The sequence below is a fragment of the Rhodococcus spelaei genome, assembly GCF_006704125.1.
GTDB classification, from domain to species: Bacteria; Actinomycetota; Actinomycetes; order Mycobacteriales; family Mycobacteriaceae; genus Rhodococcus_G; species Rhodococcus_G spelaei.
In genome coordinates this window covers 302,321-324,019 of the sequence record NZ_VIGH01000004.1, presented here as the reverse complement: position 1 = coordinate 324,019, position 21,699 = coordinate 302,321, and the positions used below count along the sequence as shown (strand labels likewise).

At 70.2% G+C, this 21,699-nt stretch carries 16 protein-coding genes; 9 read left to right on the top strand and 7 right to left on the bottom strand.

Features of this window, described 5'->3' with window-relative positions; genetic code table 11:
• Positions 1 to 6: 6 nt before the first annotated feature.
• Together FK531_RS10885 and FK531_RS10880 are read left to right on the top strand one after the other, a co-directional pair.
• A complete protein-coding gene (locus tag FK531_RS10885) occupies positions 7 to 2,502 on the top strand; it encodes a LuxR C-terminal-related transcriptional regulator (protein WP_246098097.1) in 2,496 nt (831 codons plus the stop codon).
• Between the two features lie 73 nt (positions 2,503 to 2,575).
• Entirely contained in the window at positions 2,576 to 3,142 is a 567-nt protein-coding gene (locus tag FK531_RS10880) for an NADPH-dependent FMN reductase (RefSeq protein ID WP_142099107.1), read from the top strand.
• A gap of 11 nt (positions 3,143 to 3,153) precedes the next feature.
• Here FK531_RS10880 and FK531_RS10875 read toward each other — a convergent pair whose 3' ends face one another.
• The 3 genes from FK531_RS10875 to FK531_RS10865 are packed head-to-tail and all read right to left on the bottom strand — an operon-like array spanning position 3,154 to position 5,482.
• Entirely contained in the window at positions 3,154 to 3,660 is a 507-nt protein-coding gene (locus tag FK531_RS10875; protein WP_142099105.1) for a nitroreductase family deazaflavin-dependent oxidoreductase, read from the bottom strand.
• Positions 3,657 to 4,460 (bottom strand): family 1 encapsulin nanocompartment shell protein, encoded by an 804-nt coding sequence (locus FK531_RS10870; RefSeq protein WP_142099103.1) that lies wholly within the window; start codon positions 4,458 to 4,460, stop codon positions 3,657 to 3,659. The genes FK531_RS10875 and FK531_RS10870 overlap by 4 nt, the downstream gene beginning before the upstream one ends.
• The gene (locus FK531_RS10865; RefSeq protein WP_142099574.1) at positions 4,457 to 5,482 is read right to left on the bottom strand and encodes a Dyp-type peroxidase; all 1,026 of its coding nucleotides are present in this window, start codon (positions 5,480 to 5,482) and stop codon (positions 4,457 to 4,459) included. The genes FK531_RS10870 and FK531_RS10865 overlap by 4 nt, the downstream gene beginning before the upstream one ends.
• Positions 5,483 to 5,767: 285 nt before the next feature.
• On the opposite strand from FK531_RS10865, the gene FK531_RS10860 reads away from it, so the two are divergent.
• The 3 genes from FK531_RS10860 to FK531_RS10850 all read left to right on the top strand — a co-directional run bounded on the left by FK531_RS10860 (position 5,768) and on the right by FK531_RS10850 (position 10,407).
• Positions 5,768 to 7,414, top strand: a complete 1,647-nt coding sequence (locus tag FK531_RS10860; RefSeq protein WP_181762906.1) for an Hsp70 family protein — start codon at positions 5,768 to 5,770, stop codon at positions 7,412 to 7,414.
• A gap of 112 nt (positions 7,415 to 7,526) precedes the next feature.
• Positions 7,527 to 8,870, top strand: a complete 1,344-nt coding sequence (locus tag FK531_RS10855; RefSeq protein WP_142099055.1) for a S1 family peptidase — start codon at positions 7,527 to 7,529, stop codon at positions 8,868 to 8,870.
• Between the two features lie 232 nt (positions 8,871 to 9,102).
• Positions 9,103 to 10,407 (top strand): S1 family peptidase, encoded by a 1,305-nt coding sequence (locus tag FK531_RS10850; protein ID WP_142099052.1) that lies wholly within the window; start codon positions 9,103 to 9,105, stop codon positions 10,405 to 10,407.
• A 527-nt stretch (positions 10,408 to 10,934) separates the two neighbouring features.
• Here FK531_RS10850 and FK531_RS10845 read toward each other — a convergent pair.
• A complete protein-coding gene (locus FK531_RS10845) occupies positions 10,935 to 11,618 on the bottom strand; it encodes a DUF8020 domain-containing protein (RefSeq protein ID WP_142099049.1) in 684 nt (227 codons plus the stop codon).
• 386 nt (positions 11,619 to 12,004) lie between these two features.
• On the opposite strand from FK531_RS10845, the gene FK531_RS10840 reads away from it, so the two are divergent.
• On the top strand, positions 12,005 to 15,079 hold the full coding sequence (locus tag FK531_RS10840) for a (Fe-S)-binding protein (RefSeq protein ID WP_142099046.1): 3,075 nt from the start codon (positions 12,005 to 12,007) through the stop codon (positions 15,077 to 15,079).
• 61 nt (positions 15,080 to 15,140) lie between these two features.
• Here the strand turns inward: FK531_RS10840 and FK531_RS10835 are convergent, their stop codons facing one another.
• From FK531_RS10835 to FK531_RS10825, 3 genes are all read right to left on the bottom strand, one after another.
• The gene (locus FK531_RS10835) at positions 15,141 to 15,326 is read right to left on the bottom strand and encodes a hypothetical protein (RefSeq protein ID WP_142099043.1); all 186 of its coding nucleotides are present in this window, start codon (positions 15,324 to 15,326) and stop codon (positions 15,141 to 15,143) included.
• A gap of 68 nt (positions 15,327 to 15,394) precedes the next feature.
• Positions 15,395 to 16,567, bottom strand: a complete 1,173-nt coding sequence (locus FK531_RS10830) for an alkane 1-monooxygenase (protein ID WP_142099040.1) — start codon at positions 16,565 to 16,567, stop codon at positions 15,395 to 15,397.
• 154 nt (positions 16,568 to 16,721) lie between these two features.
• A complete protein-coding gene (locus tag FK531_RS10825; RefSeq protein ID WP_142099037.1) occupies positions 16,722 to 18,119 on the bottom strand; it encodes a carotenoid oxygenase family protein in 1,398 nt (465 codons plus the stop codon).
• Positions 18,120 to 18,143: 24 nt separating this feature from the next.
• Here FK531_RS10825 and FK531_RS22355 point away from each other — a divergent pair, with 24 nt between their 5' ends.
• The 3 genes from FK531_RS22355 to FK531_RS10815 all read left to right on the top strand — a co-directional run bounded on the left by FK531_RS22355 (position 18,144) and on the right by FK531_RS10815 (position 21,695).
• Positions 18,144 to 18,320: a hypothetical protein gene (locus tag FK531_RS22355; RefSeq protein ID WP_181762905.1), complete on the top strand. Its 177-nt coding sequence runs from the start codon at positions 18,144 to 18,146 to the stop codon at positions 18,318 to 18,320.
• A gap of 82 nt (positions 18,321 to 18,402) precedes the next feature.
• Entirely contained in the window at positions 18,403 to 19,659 is a 1,257-nt protein-coding gene (locus FK531_RS10820) for a pyridoxal phosphate-dependent aminotransferase (protein ID WP_142099034.1), read from the top strand.
• A 68-nt stretch (positions 19,660 to 19,727) separates the two neighbouring features.
• Positions 19,728 to 21,695: a hypothetical protein gene (locus FK531_RS10815; RefSeq protein WP_142099030.1), complete on the top strand. Its 1,968-nt coding sequence runs from the start codon at positions 19,728 to 19,730 to the stop codon at positions 21,693 to 21,695.
• Positions 21,696 to 21,699: the final 4 nt, after the last annotated feature.

Here is a 21,699-nt window from a genome sequence, read left to right as displayed (position 1 = left end):
CGGCGGGTGAGGGAGTCGAAAGTGCTGTCACAGTTGGCGCCGCCTGCGCCCGCGGCCGCTGCGGGCCCGGCCGCCCGGGCGTTGCTCGACGCGGTCCGGGGCGGTCACCCGCATCGTCTGGTCCGCGGCGCGTCGGGGACCGGAAAGTCGGCACTGCTCGCGCTCGTGCGTGAGAACGCGCCGGCGACCGTCGCGACCACCGTTCCGGACGCGGCACCCGCGCCCGGTTCCACGGTGGTGATCGACGACGCCCACCTGCTGCCGGCCACGGCGCTCGCCGCGCTCGCCGCGCTGGCGCCGCGCACCGACCTCACGCTGGTGGTGGCCGCCGAGCCGCGCCCCTCCAACGACGCCCTACGCGGACTGTCCGCGGCGATGGACGGCACGGTCACGCTCGGCCACCTCACCCCGCGCGAGGTCGCCGCGCGTGCGGAACTGCTTCTGGGAGCGCCCCTTCCGAGTCAGCTCGCCTCGCTGATCCACCGACTCACCGGCGGGCTTCCTCGCTGCGTGGACGCCGCCCTCGACTCGCTGCGCGGCGCCCGTGGGGGTGCCCCGTCCGGGATGGAGCGTTCGGTCGCCGCCGCGGTCGCGTCCTGCCACGGCGAGGTACTCGCCGGATTCGACGCGGACCTGCTCTCGGCGCTGGCCGTCGCCGCGATCGGGGCGGGACTGGACGGCGCGGAACTGGCCCGGCAACTCGCCCTCGATCCGGTTACCGGTCGCGACCTGGTGGACCGGGCCCGCGGCTGTGGCCTGCTGCTGCCGTCCGACACCCTGCTCGTGTCCGTGGCCGAGCCGCTGCGTGCGACGCTCGGCGCCCAGCGCCTGGCCGGACTGCAGCTCGATGCACTGCAGACCAAGCTGTCGCTCGGCGCCCTCGACCTGCCCGCGGCCCGCGCCTTCGCCGCGGCGGGCGTCGCCGACCCCGACCTGTCCGAGTTCCTGTGCAGCCAAGCCGAATCCGCGGCGCCTCGACTGTCCGCGGTGCTGTACGAGGAGGCACTGTGGGCCGGCGGGGACGCGGAGACGCTCGCACTGCGCCGGGCCGAGGCCGCGGGCCGGAGCGGGGACGTCGAGACCGCGGCCCGGCTCGCGGACGGCCTGCTCGAGCGGGCCGCACAGTCCACGCCCGAGGAGCTCGCCGCCGCGGTGCGGATCGCGGCCAGCACGGCCGCGCGCCAGGGCATGCTGGCCCGCAGCGCCGACCTCTACGAGTGGCTCGGTTCCGACCGCGCGGGCACCGACCGACCGATCGCCGAGATGGTGCTGCTCGCCGCCGGTCGACCGGAATCCGCGGCGACGATGGCGGGCGCGGCCGCCGACGCCCCGCCGACCTCGGCCACCGCGGCCGACACGCTGCTGGCGGCCGGGCTCCGCGAGTCGATGTCCGGCTCCACCCCCATCGCACTGAACTCGATGTCCCGCGCGCTGTCCCTGGCCGCCAACGCCTCCCGCCCGCGACTGCTCCCCGACAGCGCGGCGGCGGTCGCCGCACTGGCCGCCCTGCACTGCGGTGAACTCGGCCGCGCGCAGTCCGTGCTGCAGCGCGCCCTCGACGCCGACCTCGACGGCGGCGTCGACCGAGCCCGGCACCAACTGCTGCTCGCGTGGGTGTCGATGGTGCACGGCGATCTGGAATGCGCCGCGCGGACCGTGGATTCGATTCCGTCGGAGGACCTGCGGCCGCGCGACAGCCTGTTCGCCGACGCGCTGCAGGTCGGTCTGGCCCGGCGCACCGGCGACATCGGGGCGTTGCGCCGGTCGTGGGACCGCGCACAGGGCGTGATCGCGGAGCATTCCGTGGACGTGTTCAGCCTGCTGCCGCTCGGCGAACTCTGGCTCGGCGCGGCCCGACTGGACGAGATCGACCGGCTCGCGCACCTGATCGACCAGGCCAGGGACCTGCTGACCCGACTCGGCGAGCCGTCGCTGTGGGGTTCGCCGCTGCACTGGTACGGCGTGCAGGCCGCGATCCTCACCGAGACGCCCGCAGACCTGATCCCGCACGCCGCCGCGTTGGGCGCCGCCGCCGAGACCAGCTCGTACGCCGCCGGCCTCGCCCGCGCGGGTCGGGCCTGGCTGCGTGTGCTCCAGGGTGAGATCGACGCCGCGGAGGTCGAGCAGGCCGCATGCACCCTCGGCGCGATCGGCCTGCCCTGGGACGGTGCCCGACTCGCCAGCGAGGCCGCGCTACGGGTCGCCGACACCTCGACCGCCACTGCGCTGCTGCAGGTGGCGCGGGCCCTGCGGCCCAGTCCGCCCCCGGCGTCGACGGGCACCCCGAGCGCCGACCGCGAGATCGGCGCCACACTGACCGAACGCGAGTCCGACGTGGCGCGGCTACTGGTGACGGGCCTGACCTACCGCGACATCGGCGGCCGGTTGTTCATCTCGGCGAAGACGGTCGAACACCACGTCGCGCGCATCCGCCGACGCCTCGGTGCACAGTCGCGCGCGGAGATGCTCTCCATGCTGCGGGCGATGGGGCACGGGGCGTAGCCTCAGTAGCCGTACCGAAGGCGCAAATCCCAGCTCTCGATCCGGATGACCCGATCCGGGAAGGTGGCCGAAGATGTCGTACCAGGTTGGTGTGTTCGTCGGCAGTCTCTCCAAGGTCTCGATCAACCGCAGGCTCGCAAAAGCGTTGCTGCGACTCAGTTCCGGCGGCAACCTGAAGCTCCGGGAGATCCCGATCGGGAACCTGCCGCTCTACAACCACGACTTCGACGCCGACTACCCACCCGAGGGCCTCGCGTTCAAGAAGGCGATCGCCGCCGTCGACGCCCTGATCTTCGTCACGCCCGAGTACAACCGCTCGGTTCCCGGCGCGCTGAAGAACGCCATCGACTGGGGTTCCCGGCCGTGGGGCCAGAACTCCTTCGCGCACAAGCCGTCCGCCGTCATCGGCACCTCCCCCGGCAAGATCGGCACCGCGGTCGGCCAGCAGCACCTGCGGAGCATCCTGTCGTTCGTGAACTCCCCCGAACTGGCGCAGCCGGAGGCGTACATCCAGTTCACCGAGGGCCTGATCAACGAGGACGGCGAGATCACCGACCAGAACACCGCGGCCTTCGTCGCCGACTGGCTCGAGAAGTTCGAGGAGTTCGTCTGCAAGGTGGTCAGCGTCAACCCGAAGTAGGGAACCCGACCTCAGTCGCCGACGGACTCGAGCACCATCACGGGGATCCGCCTGCCCGTGGCGCGCTGCTGGTAGCTGGCTCGGCCCGGGTACACCTCGAGGTCGAGCGCCCACAGCCTCTCCCGCTCGGCGCCCTCGGCCTCGTAGGCTCGCACCGCCCGAGGCGCCCCGCCGTTGATGGTGAGCGTCGCGTCCGGATGCTTGACCAGGTTGTGGTACCAGGCCGGATTGCCCTCCTGGCCGTAGTTCGACGCGACGACGAACAGCCTGCCCGCGTCCGGCACGGCGACCAGCGGAACTGTCCGCGGCTGCCCGCTGCGGGCTCCCGTCGTGGTGAGCATCACCATCGGCAGACCAGTCAGGATGCCGGTGAAAGTCCTGCGGCCCTTCGTCATCCGGAACACCGGGGGGTCGATCCGGTGCAGCGTCCTGGCGTACAGCCAGGAGATCGGTGCGATGCTGCCCGAGGCCCGCATCATCTTCTGCAGGAAGTTGGCGTCGCGGTAGCTGTAGGTCACCGCGCCAACACTACCGCCGCCTCCGCCGTCAACGACGAGAATGTCAGCGTCTCCTCGAGGTACAGCGTCACGTCGGTCGCGGTGTGACTGTCGTAGCCGATCGACAGGTCCGTGCCGAGCGTGAGCTGGTTGTCCCCGCCGCGGGTCGACAGCACGTACCCGCCGCGAACCGCGGGTGCCCAGATGATGTCGTCCACCAGGTCCTTGAGGTGGTGGAACACCGGATGGCCCTCGTCGCGGGTCTCGCTGACGGCGGTGTAGGCGTCGGCGTCCAGCACTACCGAGTACGGGCCCTCGACGCCGGCCAGTCGCAGCGCCGACAGCGCGGAGACCACTGCGTCGGGCACCGCCAGCGGGTCCGCGGGCAGTTCCAGGGTCGGGTTGCTGCTGGACGGTCCGAGACCGCGGATGCCCGCTTCCTCGAAACCCGCGAACACCGCCCGGTCCTCGGCGAACGCGATCGCCTTGGCCGCGTCCTTGACCGGCTGCCAGTCGGAGTCGAGCGAGCCGCGGTCCACGTCGTCCACCTCGGCGCGACTGAGCGTGAACGGGTACCGCAGCTCCACCAGCGGGTGCACCTCGCGCAGCTGAGCGCGAATCCTGCTGTCCACGAAGCTGATCGGCCGCACCCGGCCGAGGTTGTGCGCGGAGTACGAGTAGCCGAAGGGTCCCGCGACGTCCACCACCCGCCTGCCCGCGACGTGCCGTTTGAACGTGCGCGCCGCCTCCTCGCCGATCTGCTGCCAGGCGGCCTCGGTCACCGGCGCCAGTTGCCGGTGCAGGTTCTTCGAATCGGTCATTGCGCAACTCCCTTGAGTTCACCGATGTTCAGGGACAGGTCGTACCGGGGTTCGTCGGCGGGATCTTCCGGTGATTCGGGTTCGCTTGCTGCGGCAAGCGATTCGAGGACGTCACGACTCGGCACGAAGAAGAGGGTGCCGGTGGCCGCGGTGGAGAAGTCGAGGATCCGGTCGTAGTTGCCGGGCGGGTCACCGAGGAACATGTGCCGGAGCATCTCCTCCGTGACCGCCGGGTCCTTCGCGTATCCGATGAAGTACGTACCGAATTCGCCCGCGGCCAGGCTCCCGAACGGCATGTTGTCGCGCAGGATCTCCCGCTCGGTACCGTCGTCGTCGACGAGGGTGTTGAGCGCGACGTGCGAGTTCGACGGCTGGCGGTCCTCGTCGAGTTCGACGTTCTCGAGCTTGGTGCGGCCGATGACCCGCTCCTGCTCCTCGGTGCTCAGCGCGGCCCACCCGGCCATGTCGTGCAGGTACTTCTGCACGATCACGTAGCTGCCGCCGGCGAACGCGGGGTCCTCCGCGCCGACGAGGGCCGCGGATCCGGCGTCGGGTCCGGTGGGATTCTCCGTCCCGTCGACGAAGCCGAGCAGGTCGCGGGCGTCGAAGTAGCGGAATCCGCTGACCTCGTCGACGACCGTGGCGGCGTCGCCGAGCGCGGTGACGATCTGCCGTCCCAACTCGAAGCACAGGTCGGCGCGCGCGGCCTTGATGTGGAAGAGCACGTCGCCCGGGGTGGCCGGGGCGCTGTGCACCCCGCCCCGCAACGGGACGAACGGGTGTAGTGAAGCGGGCCGCTCCGCGGGACCGACGCGGTCCCAGAAGTCCGAGCCGATGCCGACCACGCAGTGGAGCGAGCCGCCGAGTTCACGGAAGCCGACCGCACGCACCAGCGATCCCACATCGGAGGCCACCGCGCGAACGTGCGCGGCGTCCTCGTCCCCCGGCCCCGCGACCACCACCAGGAAGAGCGCAGCCGCGCTGAGCGGCTCGAGGACGGGCTGTGGGACGGGACTGCTCATCTGCACTCCGCTCATCAGCACTCCGCTCGTCTGCGGTCGGGAGTCGGTGCGGCCGCGGATTCCCTCGTGGGCGAACACTCTCCGATCGAGCGTAGGACAACCCGGCCTGCGGCGCAGGCGACGCTGGTCCGCGGTCCGGGAAGGCTCTGCCGATACTGTGGCCGGACATACTTCGCATTACTGAAGGGGACATGGATGGCCGCGGGGCTGGGGCTAGGCGTCGGCAACCTCAATTCGACCGCCGTCCGCTGCGATGCGGGCACGCCCCTCACCGACGCTCCGACCGTGACACGGCGCTCGACCCTCCGACTCAGCGAGCTGGCGGACGGGACCGACGAGGTCGTCCTCGGGCTCGAACCCGGTACCGACGGCGTGGTCGCGGGCTTCGTCGCGAAGGTCGGCGACCCGGCCGGTGTGCCCCGGCCGGACGGAACCTCGTACCGGGCAGAGGATCTCGCCGCGACCGCGATGAGCGCCCTGGTGACCCTCGCCGACGAGGAGTTCCCCGGACTGCCCGACCCCACCGTCGTCGCGTCCCACCCGGCGCCCTGGGACGAGGCGACCGTCGACGCGATGCGAGGCGCGCTCGACCACGTCGGGCTCAGCGGGGTGACGCTGGTGTCGGACGCGGTCGCCGCGGTCGCCTGGCTCGAGACCGCGCACGGCCCGCTCGGCGACGGCGTCGTCGCGGTGTTCGACCTGGGCTCCGCGGGACTCGACGTGTCGTTGGTGCGCACCGCCTCCCCCGCCTCGTACGGCCTGCTCCGCCCGTCCACCTTCTCCACCCTGTTCGGTGGGGACAGCTTCGACCGGACCGTCGTCGAGCACGTGCTCGGGTCCGTCGCGACCGACCTGGGTCCGATAGATCTGGCGAATCCGACGACGCAGGCGGAACTGGTGACGCTGCGGGACCGGTGCCGGCTGGCCAAGGAGCAGCTCGGCAGCGCCGAGGAAGCGACGGTCGCGGTGGCGCTTGCCGGAGTGGACACGCCGGTCCGGCTGACGCGCGCGGAGCTGGACGAGATGCTCCGCGGGCCGGTCGAGGGCGGCCTGTCCCTGGTCGCCGAGACGATCGGCGCCCACGAACTCGACCCCGCCGTCGTTCGGACGGTACTTCTGGCGGGCGGCGGCGCCGCGATGCCACTGGTGGCCGAGCTGGCCGCCGCGACCCTCGGGATCGCGACGGTCACCGCGCCGCCGCACGTCGCCGCGCTGGGCGCCGCGATCCTGGCCGCCGGCGGGAGCGCGGCGGTCGTCGGGTCGGCCACGACCGGTGCGGCGCTGGCCGCCGCGGCCACCACCCCCATCGCGGCAGCCGCCGCGTCACCGTCGGGCCAAGCCACCGCGTCATCGGTCGGCGAAGCCACCGCGTCATCGGTCGGCGAAGCCGACACCGATTCCCTGCCGGTGCTGCCCGCCCCGGCGCCGCCGACCGCGTTCACCGAGGCCGGGCCGGGCCTGCCAGTCGCTCAGGTGCTTCCGGGCCCCGCGGCCGACACCCCCGACCCGGGCCGCCGGCGCACGCTCGTGATCGCGGCCGGCGCCGCGGGCGCGCTGCTGCTCGGCGCGATCGTCGCGGGCGTGGTCCTGCTCCGCGACAACACCTCCGGCACACCGGTCCCGCACGTCGTCCCCGCCACCACGACCGTCGCCGTCACCACCACTGCCGCGCCCGCCCCGACGACAACTACGGTCGCGGCGGTTCCGATCCCCCCGTCCGACGTCACGACACCGGCCCGCACCACCGTCGCGCCGACCACCACCGCGTCGCTGCCGCCGGTGGTGGTCACGTCGATCGTGGTGCCGCCCCCGCCGCCCGTCACGACGACCGAGCCGACGACGACGACCGCATCGACGACGACGACCACCACCACGACGACCACCACGACGACGACAACGACGACGGAGCCCGCCGAGCAGCCGGCGCCCTGATCGACGAACGGTGCGGCGTCGCACCCTGATTGATCTGCGATTACGGCCGGACACGCGCGCCTTGCCCTAAGGTGGAGCGCTGACAACCGTCCGCTCGCAACGAAGGGTCTTCATGCGTCTGCCGCTGGCGCTGCGCGCCGCCATCCTGGCCTCTGCCACGCTTCTCCCGGTCACCGCCATCGCACAGGCCGCACCGCATGAACTCCTCTCGACCGAGAAGCAGGCACAGCAGTTGCCTGCGGACCTGGTCGAGGCCATCTCCCGCGATCTCAAGCTGACGCCGCAGCAGTATCTCGAGCGCGCCGAACTCGCGCAGCGCCTCGGGACCTACGCCGACGGCCTGCGCACCGACCGGCCGGACAGCTACGCCGGATCGTGGCTGGGCACCGATGGCGTCCCGGTGGTCGCGGTGACCACCACCGAGGCCGCGCAGCAGGTCACCAAGGACGGCTACGCCACCAAGATGGCGGCGGTCTCTGCGAACACCCTGGAGAGCTCGCTGGCCCAGCTGAACAGCTGGATCACCGGACTCCCGAAAGACGTGTCCTCGCAAATCAACTCGACCTCGATCGACGTGCTGGACAACCAGATCGTCATCGACGTGGTCAACAGCCCGCTCGGCCGGGCGCTGAACCTGCCGACGTTGCTCGCACAGCTGAAGGTCGTGCTGACGCCGGGCGGCCCGGGCCCGGTGCATCAGGGGCCGCAGGGCGGCGACACCTACATCACCACCGCGCAGCCGCTCTCCCACGACACCACGCCGGAGCAGATCGGCGTGTGCTCGTTCGGGTTCAACAGCGTCGCGGGCAACGGCGAGTCCTACAACATCAGCGCCGGGCACTGCGACCCGAGCCAGGAGCACCCCGCCGTCGGCGCCGGCTCACCGGTGTACCTGCCCGACTACAACGACGTCAGCCGCAGCACCCAGATCGGCGCCTTCACCAACTCCGCGATGGGGGTCGACGCCGACGGCCTGGACTACTCGCTGATCAAGCTGAACAACGCGGGCGTGGCCGCCGGCCTCGACACCCCGTCGGTGCGCGGCGCGAACGGCACCACCGTCACCGTCACCGGGACCGCCCGGCCGGTGGTCGGGGCGCCGATCTGCAAGTCCGGCCAGACCTCGACGTTCACCTGCGGGCTGGTCATCGCCGAGAGCGTGGACGCCCCGCTGCACATGGAGGACGGCTCCACCCGCCTGGTTCGCGGCTTCGCCGGATCCACCTGCACGCTCAGCGGCGACAGCGGCGGCGCGATCCTGACCGGCACCCGTGCCCTCGGCGTCACCAGCGGCTCCAATTCCGGCGGCGCCCCGAGCTGCATGGAGGCGAACCTGGTGCTCGCTCCGGACGGCGGGACCGCGAGCATCGGCATCCCGATCGAGAAGATCCTGGACCGTGCGAACGCGAAGCTCGGCAAGGACCTGCGGGTCCGCACCGCGAGCGCACCTGCCTGACTCCTCGGAGATCCTGCTTCCGACGGCCGCACCGACACTTTCGGTGCGGCCGTCGCCGCTTTCGGCACCAATGGTCGGTTTGCCCGTTCCCGGCGTTTTTCGAGTTCGCCACGATTTCCCTTTCTCGGTATGCAAGCGCCGGTCAACCCCATAAGGTGGTATCGACTCGGCCACAGCCGGCTGTGTCATGCCCGCATGCCCTCGACCTGCATGCCGACACCGAAAGGTCCCCATGCGAAGCGTCCGCGCACGCCGTGCCGCGATGATCGGCACGGCTGCCCTCCTCCTGATCGCGCCTTCCGCCGCCCTGGCGCACGCGGATCCCGTCACCCCGGCGCCTGCCGCCCCGCTGCCCGCCGACCTCGTGACGGCCATCCAGCGTGACCTCGGCCTGAGCCCCGAGCAGTACCTGGCGAAGGCCGAGTCCGGCCAGAAGCTGGTCGGGTTCGCGAACGAACTGCGCGCCAAGTTCCCGGACAACTTCGCGGGCGCGTGGCTGGACCCGTCGGGCAAGCCGCTGATCGGGCTCACCGACGGCAAGGACGCCGACGCCGCCCGGAAGGCCGCGGAGGCCGCCGGCTACACCGTCAAGGACCTGCCGCACAGCGAGAAGGCCCTGCAGGACCAGCTCGCCAAGGCCAACAGCTGGATCGCCAAGCTGCCCGCACCGCTCGCCGGGCTGGTCGGCGGCGCGGTCGTCGACACCGTGAACAACAACCTGGTGCTGCGGGTGACGAACACCGCGGAAATCGGCGGCCTGCAGCTGCCCGACTTCCTCGACGGCGTCGTGCTGGCCCTGTCCCCCGCGCTGGGCTCGGTGGCCCCGGCCGCCGTGAACAACGGCGGAGCCCCGGCCGACGCCCTGCTCGGCGGCGACTCCTACGCCGCCGAGAACAAGGACGGCGCGTTCCGCTGCTCGCTCGGCTTCAACGGCACCGACGCCAGCGGCGCGACCGTGAACATCTCTGCGGGACACTGCGATCCGAATCGCGGCGCCGCGGGCACCTCGGCCGCATCCATTGCATTCCAGATGCCGGCCGACGGCGTCTTCGGTCCGCGATTCGGCACCTTCGCCCGCACCAACCTCGACGGTCACGACTTCTCGGTGATCCGCATCGACAACGACGCGGCGCCGCGCTTCCAGAACAACCTGGTGCGCGTGCCCCGTCAGGCGCCCCTGGCGATCACCGGCACCGCCGACCCGGTCGTCGGCGCGCCGGTCTGCAAGTCGGGCCTGACCACCGGATTCAGCTGCGGCACCATCAACGCGGTGGACCAGACGGTGAAGGTCGGGCAGCGGACCCTGCGAAACGGCTTCTCCGCCAACATCTGCGCCCTCGAGGGCGACAGCGGCGGCACCGTCGTCACCGGCGACCGCGCCCTCGGCATCTCCAGCGCCTCGAACGTGGGCGACATGAAGTACTGCGAGGTCGCCTCGGTCGTGACGACGCTGATGGGCGATTCGCCGCAGCTGTTCGCGACGCCGATCAACGCCATCATCGGCGACAACCCGGGCCTGAAGGTCCGCACCAGCTAGGTTGCGCCCGGCGCAAAAGAGGGGCATCGAGTGCATCACGCGCTCGGTGCCCCTCTTGCGCTTCGCGCACTGTGCGCGCCGTTCACCCCAGCTGGGGTGAACGGCGCGCACGGGCGCGGAGCGCCTTTACCAAGCGTTCACATTTGTCGGCCGGAGCCGGTAGAATGCCGATGTCGCTGCGGCAGTTGGTCTTTCGCCGCGGCAACGAAAGCTGACTGGGGGGACCAGTCGGACCCGACGCCGGCGGGACCGTCGGCATTACAGACAAGGAAGTGCAATGGAGGATTTGCTCCCCGTTCTGTTCACGTCGATCGGCTACATCGTCACGATCGCGACCAACGCGGGCGGAGCCGGCCTGTCCTGACCGCGACGTGACCGCCGTGGGGTCGACGTACATCGACTCCACGGCGCACGGATGTCCACGGCGCACGAATGTCGATCCGGTCGGGCGGCTCGACGTCCAACACATACGAGAGCGGCCCGTCACCTCCTTTGGAGGTGACGGGCCGCTCTCGCGTTGTGAAGTCTTACTTCTTGGCGTACACCGTGGTGCCCGGCTCCGCCGTCAGCGTCTGCCCCAGGCCGATGCCCGCGGCGACCAGGGTCGGGCCGCCGACAACGATGGTGCCGATAACTGCACCGATACCTGCACCCGTGACGCAGCCCGGAAGGGCGGTGACAAGGCCGGGAGCGGCAAGAAGCCCGCCTGCGACGCAACCGATGACGGTGCCGACAAGACCACCCGACGCGGTGGCGACGGCCAGCTGCGAGGTGAAGGTGTCCTGCGCCATCAGGTTCTCCTCCGGCGAGGCGATGTCCTTGACCGCCAGGCCCGCGCCGTTGATCGGCTGCGCAACGCCCGTCACGGTCTTCGCCTTGCCCAGATCGAAGACCGGGGTCAGGGTGACGGTCTTGCCGTCCTCACTGACCTTCTTGTCCATCGGGAACTGAAGGCCGTTGAGCTGGAACGCGAGCGGGAGGCTCACGACCGCGTGGCCGGTGCCGTCCTGCAGTTCGATGTTCTTGCCGTCGCCCGAGACCTTGAACGCGCCCGCGTCGATGGTGGTCACGACGGACTTGTCGACGATGTTCGAGGTCCAGTTGATCTTCTCCGGAGCAGGCGCGGCGGGCTGCGCGTGCGAGGTGCCGGCGCCGATGCCCAGGGCTGCAACCGCCAGCATCGACGACACGGCGAACTTCTTCATTCTCATTCGGTGAATCCCCTCCGGAAGAAACATCATGGCAACAAAAGTCTGAACAACAGGCGAACCCTAATCTGTGGGCCCTCTGAGAACAAGGACCGTGAGCCGCGCAAAACGATACGCGAACTGGGGGCTTCCGCGCAGGTCATCCCTCGAAGTTAGGCTGACCTGCGCTGAGCCCGCCGAGGGCGACGATTTACGGTGAGCGTCAGAACACCTGTGCCGTCTGATCGATCAACTGACAGTGCAGCGATGAACTCGACGTTGAACCGTGATGCTACCGACGGGTAACTTAACGGTGAGATGACCCGAGGCTCCGCCCGAGAAGTCTCACAGGACCGAGGTGCCGCCCGCGAAGTCGCAGGCGATGCCGTCGAAGAAGGAAAGGCCGTGACATGAACGCCCTGACGATCACGTTGGGCACGATCGGCGTACTGCTCAGCCTTGTGTGTTGGGCCTCATTCTTGAGTGGGGCCTGGACCATGGGCAAGACAGTGATGATCGGTCAGCCAGCACCGGACCGCTGGCGCCCGTTCTTCCCGCGCATCAAGCAGATGATCATCGAGTTCATCGCGCACACCCGGATGGCGAAGTTCCGCACCGTCGGCTGGGCGCACTGGCTCGTCATGATCGGCTTCCTCGCGGGCGCACAGTTCTGGTTCATGGCGTACGGCCAGACCTTCGACCCCACCTGGTCGTGGCCGCTGATCGGTGACACGTGGTGGTTCCACCTCGGCGACGAGATTCTCGGCGTCGGCACCGTCGTCGGCATCGTCACGCTGATGGTCCTCCGCCAGCTCAACCACCCGCGGATGCCCGCGCGCCTCTCCCGCTTCAGCGGATCGAAGTTCGGCCCCGCCTACTTCGTCGAATGGGTCGTGCTCACCGAGGGCATCGGCATGGTGCTGGTGAAGGCAGGAGTACTGTCGCTGGCCGGCCACTCCGCCTGGACCGACCCGATCACCGGTCAGATCGCAAAGGTAATCCCGGCGAACGTCACGCTGATCTCGATCTTCGCGTTCGTCAAGCTGATGTCCGGCATGGTCTGGCTCTTCGTTGTCGGCCGCAACATCACCTGGGGCGTCGCCTGGCACCGCTTCTCGGCGTTCCCGAACATCTACTTCAAGCGTGAGGACGACGGCGGCGTCGCCCTCGGCGCGGCCAAGCCCATGATGTCCAAGGGCAAGGCCCTGACCATGGACAACGTCGACCCCGACACCGACACTCTCGGCGCCGGCCAGATCGAGGACTTCTCCTGGAAGGGCTGGCTCGACTTCACCACCTGCACCGAGTGCGGTCGCTGCCAGTCGCAGTGCCCCGCCTGGAACACCGGCAAGCCGCTCTCGCCCAAGCTGCTGATCATGTCGCTGCGCGACCACGGCTACACCAAGGCGCCGTACCTGCTCGCCGGCGGCCGCAAGGACATGGGCGGCGACGAGATCGGCCTGGTCGACGCCGACGGCAAGCCGAACGAGGCCGCACTGGCCAAGATCCCCGAGGCCGCACTCACCGAGGCCGGACGCAAGCTGGTCGGCGAGACGGTCGAGGGCGAGCTCGCGCCCGTCATCGACCTCGAGACCCTGTGGTCGTGCACCAACTGCGGCGCCTGCGTCGAGCAGTGCCCGGTCGACATCGAGCACGTCGACCACATCATCGACATGCGCCGCTACCAGGTGCTGATCGAGTCGGAGTTCCCGTCCGAGCTGGCCGGCCTGTTCAAGAACCTCGAGAACAAGGGCAACCCCTGGGGCCAGAACTCCAAGGACCGCCTCAACTGGATCTCCGAGATGGACTTCGACATCCCGGTGTTCGGCAAGGACGCGGACACCTTCGAGGACTACGAGTACCTCTTCTGGGTCGGCTGCGCCGGCGCCTACGAGGACCGCGCGAAGAAGACCACCAAGGCCGTCGCCGAGCTGCTCGCCACCGCGGGCGTGAAGTTCATGGTCCTCGGCGCCGACGAGACCTGCACCGGCGACTCCGCTCGCCGCGCGGGCAACGAGTTCCTCTTCCAGCAGCTCGCCATGCAGAACATCGAGATGCTGAACTCGGTCTTCGACGGCGTCGAGCAGTCCAAGCGCAAGATCGTCGTCACCTGCGCGCACTGCTTCAACGCGCTCGGCAACGAGTACCCGGAGGTGGGCGGCGACTACGAGGTCATCCACCACACCCAGCTGCTCAACCGCCTGGTTCGCCAGAAGAAGCTCATCCCGGTCGCGTCGGTGCAGGAAGACGTCACCTACCACGACCCGTGCTTCCTCGGCCGCCACAACAAGGTCTACGACGCTCCCCGTGAGCTGATGGAGGCCTCCGGCGCCAAGCTCGTCGAGATGCCGCGGCACGGCGAACGGTCCATGTGCTGTGGCGCCGGCGGCGCGCGCATGTGGATGGAAGAGAACATCGGCAAGCGGATCAACGTCGACCGCGTCGACGAGGCATTGTCCACCGATCCCAAGAAGATCGCCACGGGCTGCCCGTTCTGCCGTGTCATGCTCACCGACGGCGTCACCGCACGCCAGGAGCAGGGCCTCGGCGAGGGCGTCGAGGTCGTGGACGTCGCGCAGCTGATGCTGAACTCCGTCACCCGGCTCGAGCCGTCCGTGCTGACCGCGAACCTGAAGGTCGCGCAGCGGGAGAAGGTCGCGGCGCCGGTCGCCGAAGCCGCTCCTGTGGTCGAGGCTGAGGTTGCGGCACCCGCCGCCCCGGCCGCCCCGGCCGCTGCCGGTGCCCCGAAGCCGGCCGCCAAGGGCCTGGGTATGAAGGGTCTGGCCAAGGCTCCCGGCGCGAAGGCACCGGGCGCCAAGCCCGCCGCCGCACCGGCCGCCGAGGTCGCCGCACCCGCCGCCGAGGCACCCGCCGCTCCGAAGGGCCTCGGCCTGAAGGGCGGGGCTAAGGCTCCGGGTCTGGGCATGAAGGGTGGAGCGAAGGCTCCGGGCGCCAAGCCCGCCGCCGCTCCCGCCGCACCTGCAGCAGAGGCAGTCGCCCCCGCTGAGGCACCCGCTGCCGAGAAGCCGAAGGGTCTGGGGCTCGCCTCGGGCGCCAAGGCTCCGGGCAAGGGGCTGCAGATGAAGGGCGCCGCCAAGGCTCCGGGCGCGAAGGCGGCCGCTGCTCCGGCGCCTGCCGCTCCGGCTCCTGCTGCTGCCGCACCGGCACCCGCCGCCGAGGCTGCGCCGGTCGCAGCACCTGCTGCTGCGGCGCCTGCCGCACCGCCGCAGCCGAAGGCCGGTGGGCTCGGCTTCAAGTCCGGAGCGAAGGCTCCGGGCGCGAAGAAGGCTGCACCGGTCGAGGCTGCACCGGCTCCGGTCGAGGCTCCGCCGGTCGAGGCTCCGCCGGTCGAGGCTGAGGCACCCGCGGCGGAGGCACCTGCACCCGAGGCTGCCGCACCGGCCGAGGCCCCGGCACCGCCGCAGGCCAAGCCCGGCGCGCTCGGCTTCAAGTCCGGAGCGAAGGCCCCCGGCCGCAAGAAGTAGCACCAGCCAGGGAACGCGCCCCGACCGGTTTCGGTCGGGGCGCGTTTTCGTTTGCGCCGTCTCACTCCCGCGCCTTGCGCAGCACCGGGCTGACGTCCGCGGTGCTCGCCCGTGCGGCCGGAGCGATCGCGGGACGTCCCAGTGCCGCCCGCGCCCGGCGCGTGTTCGACCTGCTGGACGTACGGTCGCGTCGAGCGCACTGCGCGACCATGAACCCCGACGAGCACACACCCGCTGTCGCCGTCACACCCTCGCTGCACGCCCAAAACCGTTGTGCGCGCGGCAGAAAGGGTGAGATGCCCGCACCCGGCCCGACTACCGCCCAGCGGACACCCGTTCCGGCGCGACCACCGATCCCGGCACCACGTTCACCAGGGACAGGTCCCCGCCGTAATGCGCCAGCAGTCGCGGGTCCATCACCCGGCGCCACAGCGGCGGCACGAACGAGAGCCAGATCAGCGTCGCGTATCCCGCGGGCAGCTGGGGGGCCTCGGGCATGCTGCGCAGCGTCTGGTACCGGCGCAGCGGGTTTGCGTGATGGTCGCTGTGCCGCTGCAAGTGGTAGAGGAAGAGGTTGCTGCAGAGGTGGTCACTGTTCCAGCTGTGCTCCGGCGCAACCCGCTCGTACCGACCGCTCGGCAGCTTCGCCCGCAGCAGCCCGTAATGCTCCAGGTAGTTCGCGGACTCGAGCAGCGCAAACCCGATCACCGCCTGCACGAGCAGCCACGGAGCGACGCTCCAACCGAAGACCGCGATCAGCACCGCGAAGAGCGCGACACTCATCGCCCACGCGTTGAGCACGTCGTTGCGCGGGCTCCAGGTGCGCTCGCCGCGACGGGCGAGGCGGTCGCGCTCGTGCCGCCACGCCGAGCCCACGCCACCCGTCACCGAGCGCGGCAGGAATGCCCAGAACGACTCGCCGAACCGGGCGGTCGCCGGGTCCTCGGGGGTCGCCACCCGCAGGTGGTGGCCGTGATTGTGCTCGACGTAGAAGTGTCCGTACAGCGACTGCGCGAGCGCAATCTTCGCCAACCACCGCTCGTGGGTGGGCCGTTTGTGACCGAGCTCGTGCGCCGCGTTGATGCCGATGCCCGCGACGACACCGACGGTGGCCGCCATGGCCAGCCGCTCGGGCCAGCCCATCGGCGCAGTGGTCCAGAGGTAGCAGGCGAAGACCAGGCCGGCGTACTGGACCGGCAGGTACAGGTAGGTGCACCAGCGGTAGAACCGGTCGTTCTCCAGCGCCGTCATCGCCTCGTCGGGCGGGTTGGCCTTGTCGACGCCGGCCACCACGTCGACCAGCGGGATGACGACCGCCATCAGCAGCACACCGGCGGCCCAGAACAGTCCGAGCCCGAACGCCCGCACGAGAAGCCACGCGACGAACGGACTCAGCGGCGCCATCAACCCGAGCAGCCACAGATGCCGCTTCGACGACCGCCAACTCCCCCTGCCGCGACCAGCGCGCGACGAACCAACCCCTCGCATTACCTCGAGAACTCCCTAACCCCAGACCCTGACACGAATTAGCCAGCATGAAACTGACGTCGAGCGCCCCCGCGACTCAGCAGTATCCGACGAGTGACCGTCCTTATCAAAGCTAGCGAAGGGAATACCCGACCGAGAGTGACCGAGAACACGATCAGGCAGGGAGCCAGGCCCCGTGCAAGCCGGCGGGAACCCGGATCGGCAGCCGCACCCTCGCGACCGGACCCAACCCCGGATCGTCGGCGGGCAGCAGCAGGAACCACGACGACAGATCACAGCGGTCCGTGCCGAGCATTCCCCAGTAGTCCCGCCCGGCGCCGGGGATGAACACCGGCTCCGCGACGGCGAGAGAGCCTGGCTCCCAATGCGTCTCCGTCCCCGCATCCGGGTCGACGAACCACAGCGAGTCCATGATGCCCTCGCGCCCGCGCAGCTTGCCGATGGCCGCGACCGTCCCGCCCAGGCCGGTGAGCCGACGGTCGTCGACGCGGGGGAACTCGACGTCGCGATCGCACACGACCTCCCGGTCCACGGTGCCGCGGACGGGATCGATCACCGCACGGACCAGTCCGCCCAGCGCGGGCTCGTCGCCGGTGGCGAGCAGGCCCGGGTACGACCACTGGGCGTAGTCGACGCCGACCCGGCCGTCCGGCAGGTCCCGGGCATTCGCGAAGTGCCACACCCAGAACGCCTCGCAACTCGCCCAGCGCACCGGACCACCGTCACGCGGAATCAACGCGATGCGGGTGCCCTCGTCGGGCCGCCAGTCGAGCACCGCCCCGCCGGTGAGCATCGCCGGAATGTCGAAGACCAGCGGACAGAGCACGAGCACGACGAAGCGCTCCGTCAGCGCCATGTCGTGAATCATCAGCGCCTTGTCGAGGCCCTCGACCACGGTCGGCGGTCGCGACAGTGAGCCGTCGCGGGCGACGACCGACCAGGTCAGGTACGGCGCCTCGAGCAGGTAGTTGAACAGCACCATCTCGCCGGTGACCGGGTCCACCTTCGGGTGCGCGGTACTGCCGACCGCCATGGCGCCGTCGCAGGTCTCGCGGCCGAGCGTGGACAGGTCGGTCGGGTCGAGCCGGTACGGCGGTGCGGTCTCGGCCATCGCGAGCAGCCGGCCGCCGTGCCGGACGACGTTGATGTCGGGCAGCTCGCGCGGTGTGCCCGCCAACTCCGGCCCGACCTCCCGCTCGCCGGGGGTGTACAGGTCGGTCGCGCCCGCCCAGATCACGTGGCCGGCCTTCTCCTCGGCGACCACCATCGGGGTGCGGACGAACCTGTTCGTGTACCGCGCGGTGCCCCCGCTCAGTTCGACGCGGTGCACCATGCCGTCACCGTCGAGCGGATAGACGTAGTTGCCGATCGGGTCGAAGCGCGGGTTGGGACCGTTGCGCAGGTAGGCGCCCTGCAGGTCGTCGGGCAGCGCGCCGATCACCTGGAGGTCGCGCACGTCCACCTCGGTGCGCTGCGGGGCGAAGATCCCGGTGAGGTGACTGTGGTGCGCGAGATCGACCGGCGCGGGGCGGGGAAAGGTGGGTACGGTCATCGCTACGGCCTCTCCGATCGATCGGTGGCTCGATTCCAATCGTCCTCCCCGTGCACGTCGTTCGAGCGGGAACCGCGAACGAGGGTCCTGGTCCGCGACCGACCGTCCGAGAAGGCGGGCTTCCACCGGTTCAGCATCGTCGTGTGGTCGATCTGGCTGGTTCCGTATTTCACCGGTGCAATCGGGGCGATGACTGCCTGAGCAGCCGTTGACCGGACAGTTTGTGCTGCTCGCCACGCTCCCCGACCGAAAATGGCTTTACTCGCAGTGGCACCATGGACGGGTGACCGTCTCGGAGCCCTCCCACCACCAGCACGTCGTCCCGCGCGAACTGAAGCAGTCCACCAAGCTGCAGAACGTGCTGTACGAGATCCGTGGACCGGTACACGCGCACGCCGCACGGCTCGAGGCGGAGGGCCACCGCATCCTCAAGCTGAACATCGGCAACCCGGCGCCGTTCGGGTTCGAGGCGCCGGACGTCATCATGCGCGACATGATCGCCGCGCTGCCGAACGCGCAGGGCTACTCGGAGTCCAAGGGCATCCTGTCCGCCCGCCGCGCCATCGTCACCCGATACGAGCTGGTACCGGGCTTCCCGGAGCTCGACGTCGACGACGTCTACCTCGGAAACGGGGTGTCCGAGCTGATCACGATGACGATGCAGGCGCTGCTCGACAACGGCGACGAGGTGCTGATCCCCGCGCCGGACTACCCGCTGTGGACGGCGACCACCAGCCTCGCCGGCGGCACCCCGGTGCACTACCTGTGCGACGAGTCCGACGGCTGGAACCCGGACATCGTCGACATCGAGTCGAAGATCACCCCGCGCACCAAGGCGATCGTGGTGATCAATCCGAACAACCCGACTGGCGCGGTGTACTCCACGGAGGTGCTGAGCCAGATCGTCGCGCTGGCCCGTAAGCACCGACTGTTGCTGCTCGCGGACGAGATCTACGACAAGATCCTCTACGACGACGCCAAGCACACGTCGCTGGCGACCCTCGCCCCGGATCTGTTGTGCCTGACCTTCAACGGCCTGTCCAAGGCGTACCGCGTCGCCGGCTACCGCTCCGGGTGGCTCGCGATCACCGGCCCGAAGGATCACGCGGCCAGCTTCATCGAGGGGCTCGACCTGCTCGCCTCCATGCGCCTGTGCCCGAATGTGCCTGCGCAGCACGCGATTCAGGTCGCACTGGGCGGCTACCAGAGCATCGAGGACCTGATCCTGCCCGGCGGCCGACTGCTCGAGCAGCGCGACGTCGCGTGGGAGCGCCTGAACATGATCCCCGGCGTCTCGTGTGTGAAGCCGAAGGGCGCGCTGTACGCGTTCCCCCGGCTGGACCCGAACGTCTACGAGATCCACGACGACGAGAAGTTGGTCCAGGACCTGCTGTTGCAGGAGAAGATCCTGATGGTCCAGGGCACCGGGTTCAACTGGCCCGACCACGACCACCTGCGGATCGTGACGCTGCCGTGGGCCCGCGACCTCGCGGTGGCGATCGAGCGGTTCGGCAACTTCCTGGCCAGTTACAGCCAGTAGCGGCGCGTTCACCGGGCAAATCCCCCAGCCGACTCGTAGGGTCTGATCTGTCGACTCGAGGAGGACGGATGTCGGAACGTGTACTCCGTCGCGGGTTCTGGACCGCGACCTGTGTGGCCACCGCAGCGATCCTGGGTGCGGCGGGCGTCTCCCCGGCGGCGGCAGCGCCCCGCCCGGTGCACCGGGACGCCAGCCTGGGCCTGCCCGCCGTCGGTTTGGGTCAGACCCTGAACTTTCCCGGCCAGGACGCGACAGTGAGCCTGCACATCCCCGTGCCGGCGGGCATGGCGCCGGCCGCGGTGCGCGGCACCATCCAGATCCCGGCCGGGTCCGGGCGCGGATGGATCGACGCGATCGCGGACGGCCGCACCCTGAGCCGGATCGACGTGCCCGCGGGGGCACCGACTGCGCCGGTGACGATCCCGCTGGCCGGGCTGCCGGTCGTCGACAACGCCGCGCAGGTACAGCTCCGCTCGCACCTGGCCCCGCTCGACGACCAGTGGTGCGCCGAGGACTGGACCGAGAACTCGCTGTCGATCATCGACGCGTCGATCGACTACAGCGGCAACGAGATTCAGCCCGGCGTCATCGCCGACTTCCTGCCGCCGGTGCTGCAGCGACTCGACCTGTACGTGCCGGAGAACCCCACCGTCGACGAGTCCGCCGCCGCGTTGGAGTTCGGCACGGCGGTCACCGCGCACTACGCCAACCAGCGCACCATCGTCGACCTGCGCCCCCTCGCGCCCGGGCAGAGCGTGCCCGACCAGCCGGTGGGCCTTCTCGAGCGGCAGGTGGTGATCGCCGAGTCCGACGCCGCGGCCGCACGGATGACCCCGTCGGCCGGCGGGGTCCCGGTACTCACCCTGTCCGGCCGTGGCAGCGAACTCCTCGATCAGACCCGACTGCTGGTCAATTCCCTCGACAAGATCGTCGTCTCGTCGACGGCAACCGCCGGCGCGCTCGACCCCGCACCGGTCCTCGCTCCCGATGCGACCACCCTCAGCGACCTCGGTGTCACCCAGTTGACCTCCACCTCCACCGGTCGGGCCCGGGTGACGGTCGGCCTGGACCAGGCCCGGCTCGGACGCCCGTCCGACAACGTGACCGTGCACCTGCTCGGCAACTACACCCCGCTGCCGAGCGCGCAGAACGGCCAGATCACCATCACCGTCGGCGACGCCACGCTGGCGCACTGGCCCGTCGACGACACCGGCCGGATCGACCAGTGGATCGACATCCCGAACAACCTGCTGAAGCGGTACACCGAGATGGTGGTGACGCTGCAGGTCGCCGGGGTGATGACCTGCGGATCCACCCAGCCGGTCACGCTGTCGATCGACCCGAGCAGCCCGGTCCGCAGCGAGACCGCGACCCCGCCGAGCCCTGCGGGCTTCGGCGCACTCCCGCAGGCACTGCTGCCGACGGTCGACGTCGGACTGCAGACCCCGACGCTGGCGAACCTGCGGCGGGCACTGACCCTGACGACCGGACTGCAGGCGATGACGGTCACCCCGATGCGCCCGCAACTGGTGTCCTTCGACGACGCCGTCAACTCGACCGCGCCGACGATCCTGGTCGCACCGGACGGTGGCCTGCCGAACTCGATCACGCTGCCACTCAGCCGGACCGGCGAGAACACCGTCGAACTGGCCGACCCGAACGGCGACGGGACTCCCCGCAGCGTCGCCGTCCCGTCGATGCAGTTCGGGTCGCTGCAGGCCACGTGGGACGCGAACAAGTCCCGGATGCTGGTGGTCGCGACGTCGACGGGAGTCCCGGAGAACCTGGACCGGATCCTCGACTGGCTGCAGGCCGACCGGAACCGCTGGTTCACCCTCACCGGTGACGTGCTGTTCCAGACCGGCGACCGGGTCCCGGTGAACCTGTCGTCGATGGCGGCGCCCACCCCGGAGAGCGCGGACCGGTCCGTCGTCCGCGGCGTGCTGGCGGCGGCCGGCGGAGTGCTCCTGCTGGGTCTGCTCGGCGGGCTCGCCGTCTGGGTCGTCAGCCGACGCAAGCCGCGGGCCACCCGCTAGCGGC

Excerpts from the sequence above, each read along its gene's own strand:
- FK531_RS10830 (WP_142099040.1), bottom strand. The coding sequence starts at position 16,567 with ATGCGAGGGGTTGGTTCGTCGCGCGCTGGTCGCGGCAGGGGGAGTTGG.
- FK531_RS10815 (WP_142099030.1), top strand. The coding sequence starts at position 19,728 with ATGTCGGAACGTGTACTCCGTCGCGGGTTCTGGACCGCGACCTGTGTG.
- FK531_RS10850 (WP_142099052.1), top strand. The coding sequence starts at position 9,103 with ATGCGAAGCGTCCGCGCACGCCGTGCCGCGATGATCGGCACGGCTGCC.
- FK531_RS10865 (WP_142099574.1), bottom strand. The coding sequence starts at position 5,482 with ATGAGCAGTCCCGTCCCACAGCCCGTCCTCGAGCCGCTCAGCGCGGCT.
- FK531_RS10880 (WP_142099107.1), top strand. The coding sequence starts at position 2,576 with ATGTCGTACCAGGTTGGTGTGTTCGTCGGCAGTCTCTCCAAGGTCTCG.
- FK531_RS10845 (WP_142099049.1), bottom strand. The coding sequence starts at position 11,618 with ATGAGAATGAAGAAGTTCGCCGTGTCGTCGATGCTGGCGGTTGCAGCC.
- FK531_RS10825 (WP_142099037.1), bottom strand. The coding sequence starts at position 18,119 with ATGACCGTACCCACCTTTCCCCGCCCCGCGCCGGTCGATCTCGCGCAC.
- FK531_RS10870 (WP_142099103.1), bottom strand. The coding sequence starts at position 4,460 with ATGACCGATTCGAAGAACCTGCACCGGCAACTGGCGCCGGTGACCGAG.
- FK531_RS10840 (WP_142099046.1), top strand. The coding sequence starts at position 12,005 with ATGAACGCCCTGACGATCACGTTGGGCACGATCGGCGTACTGCTCAGC.
- FK531_RS10855 (WP_142099055.1), top strand. The coding sequence starts at position 7,527 with ATGCGTCTGCCGCTGGCGCTGCGCGCCGCCATCCTGGCCTCTGCCACG.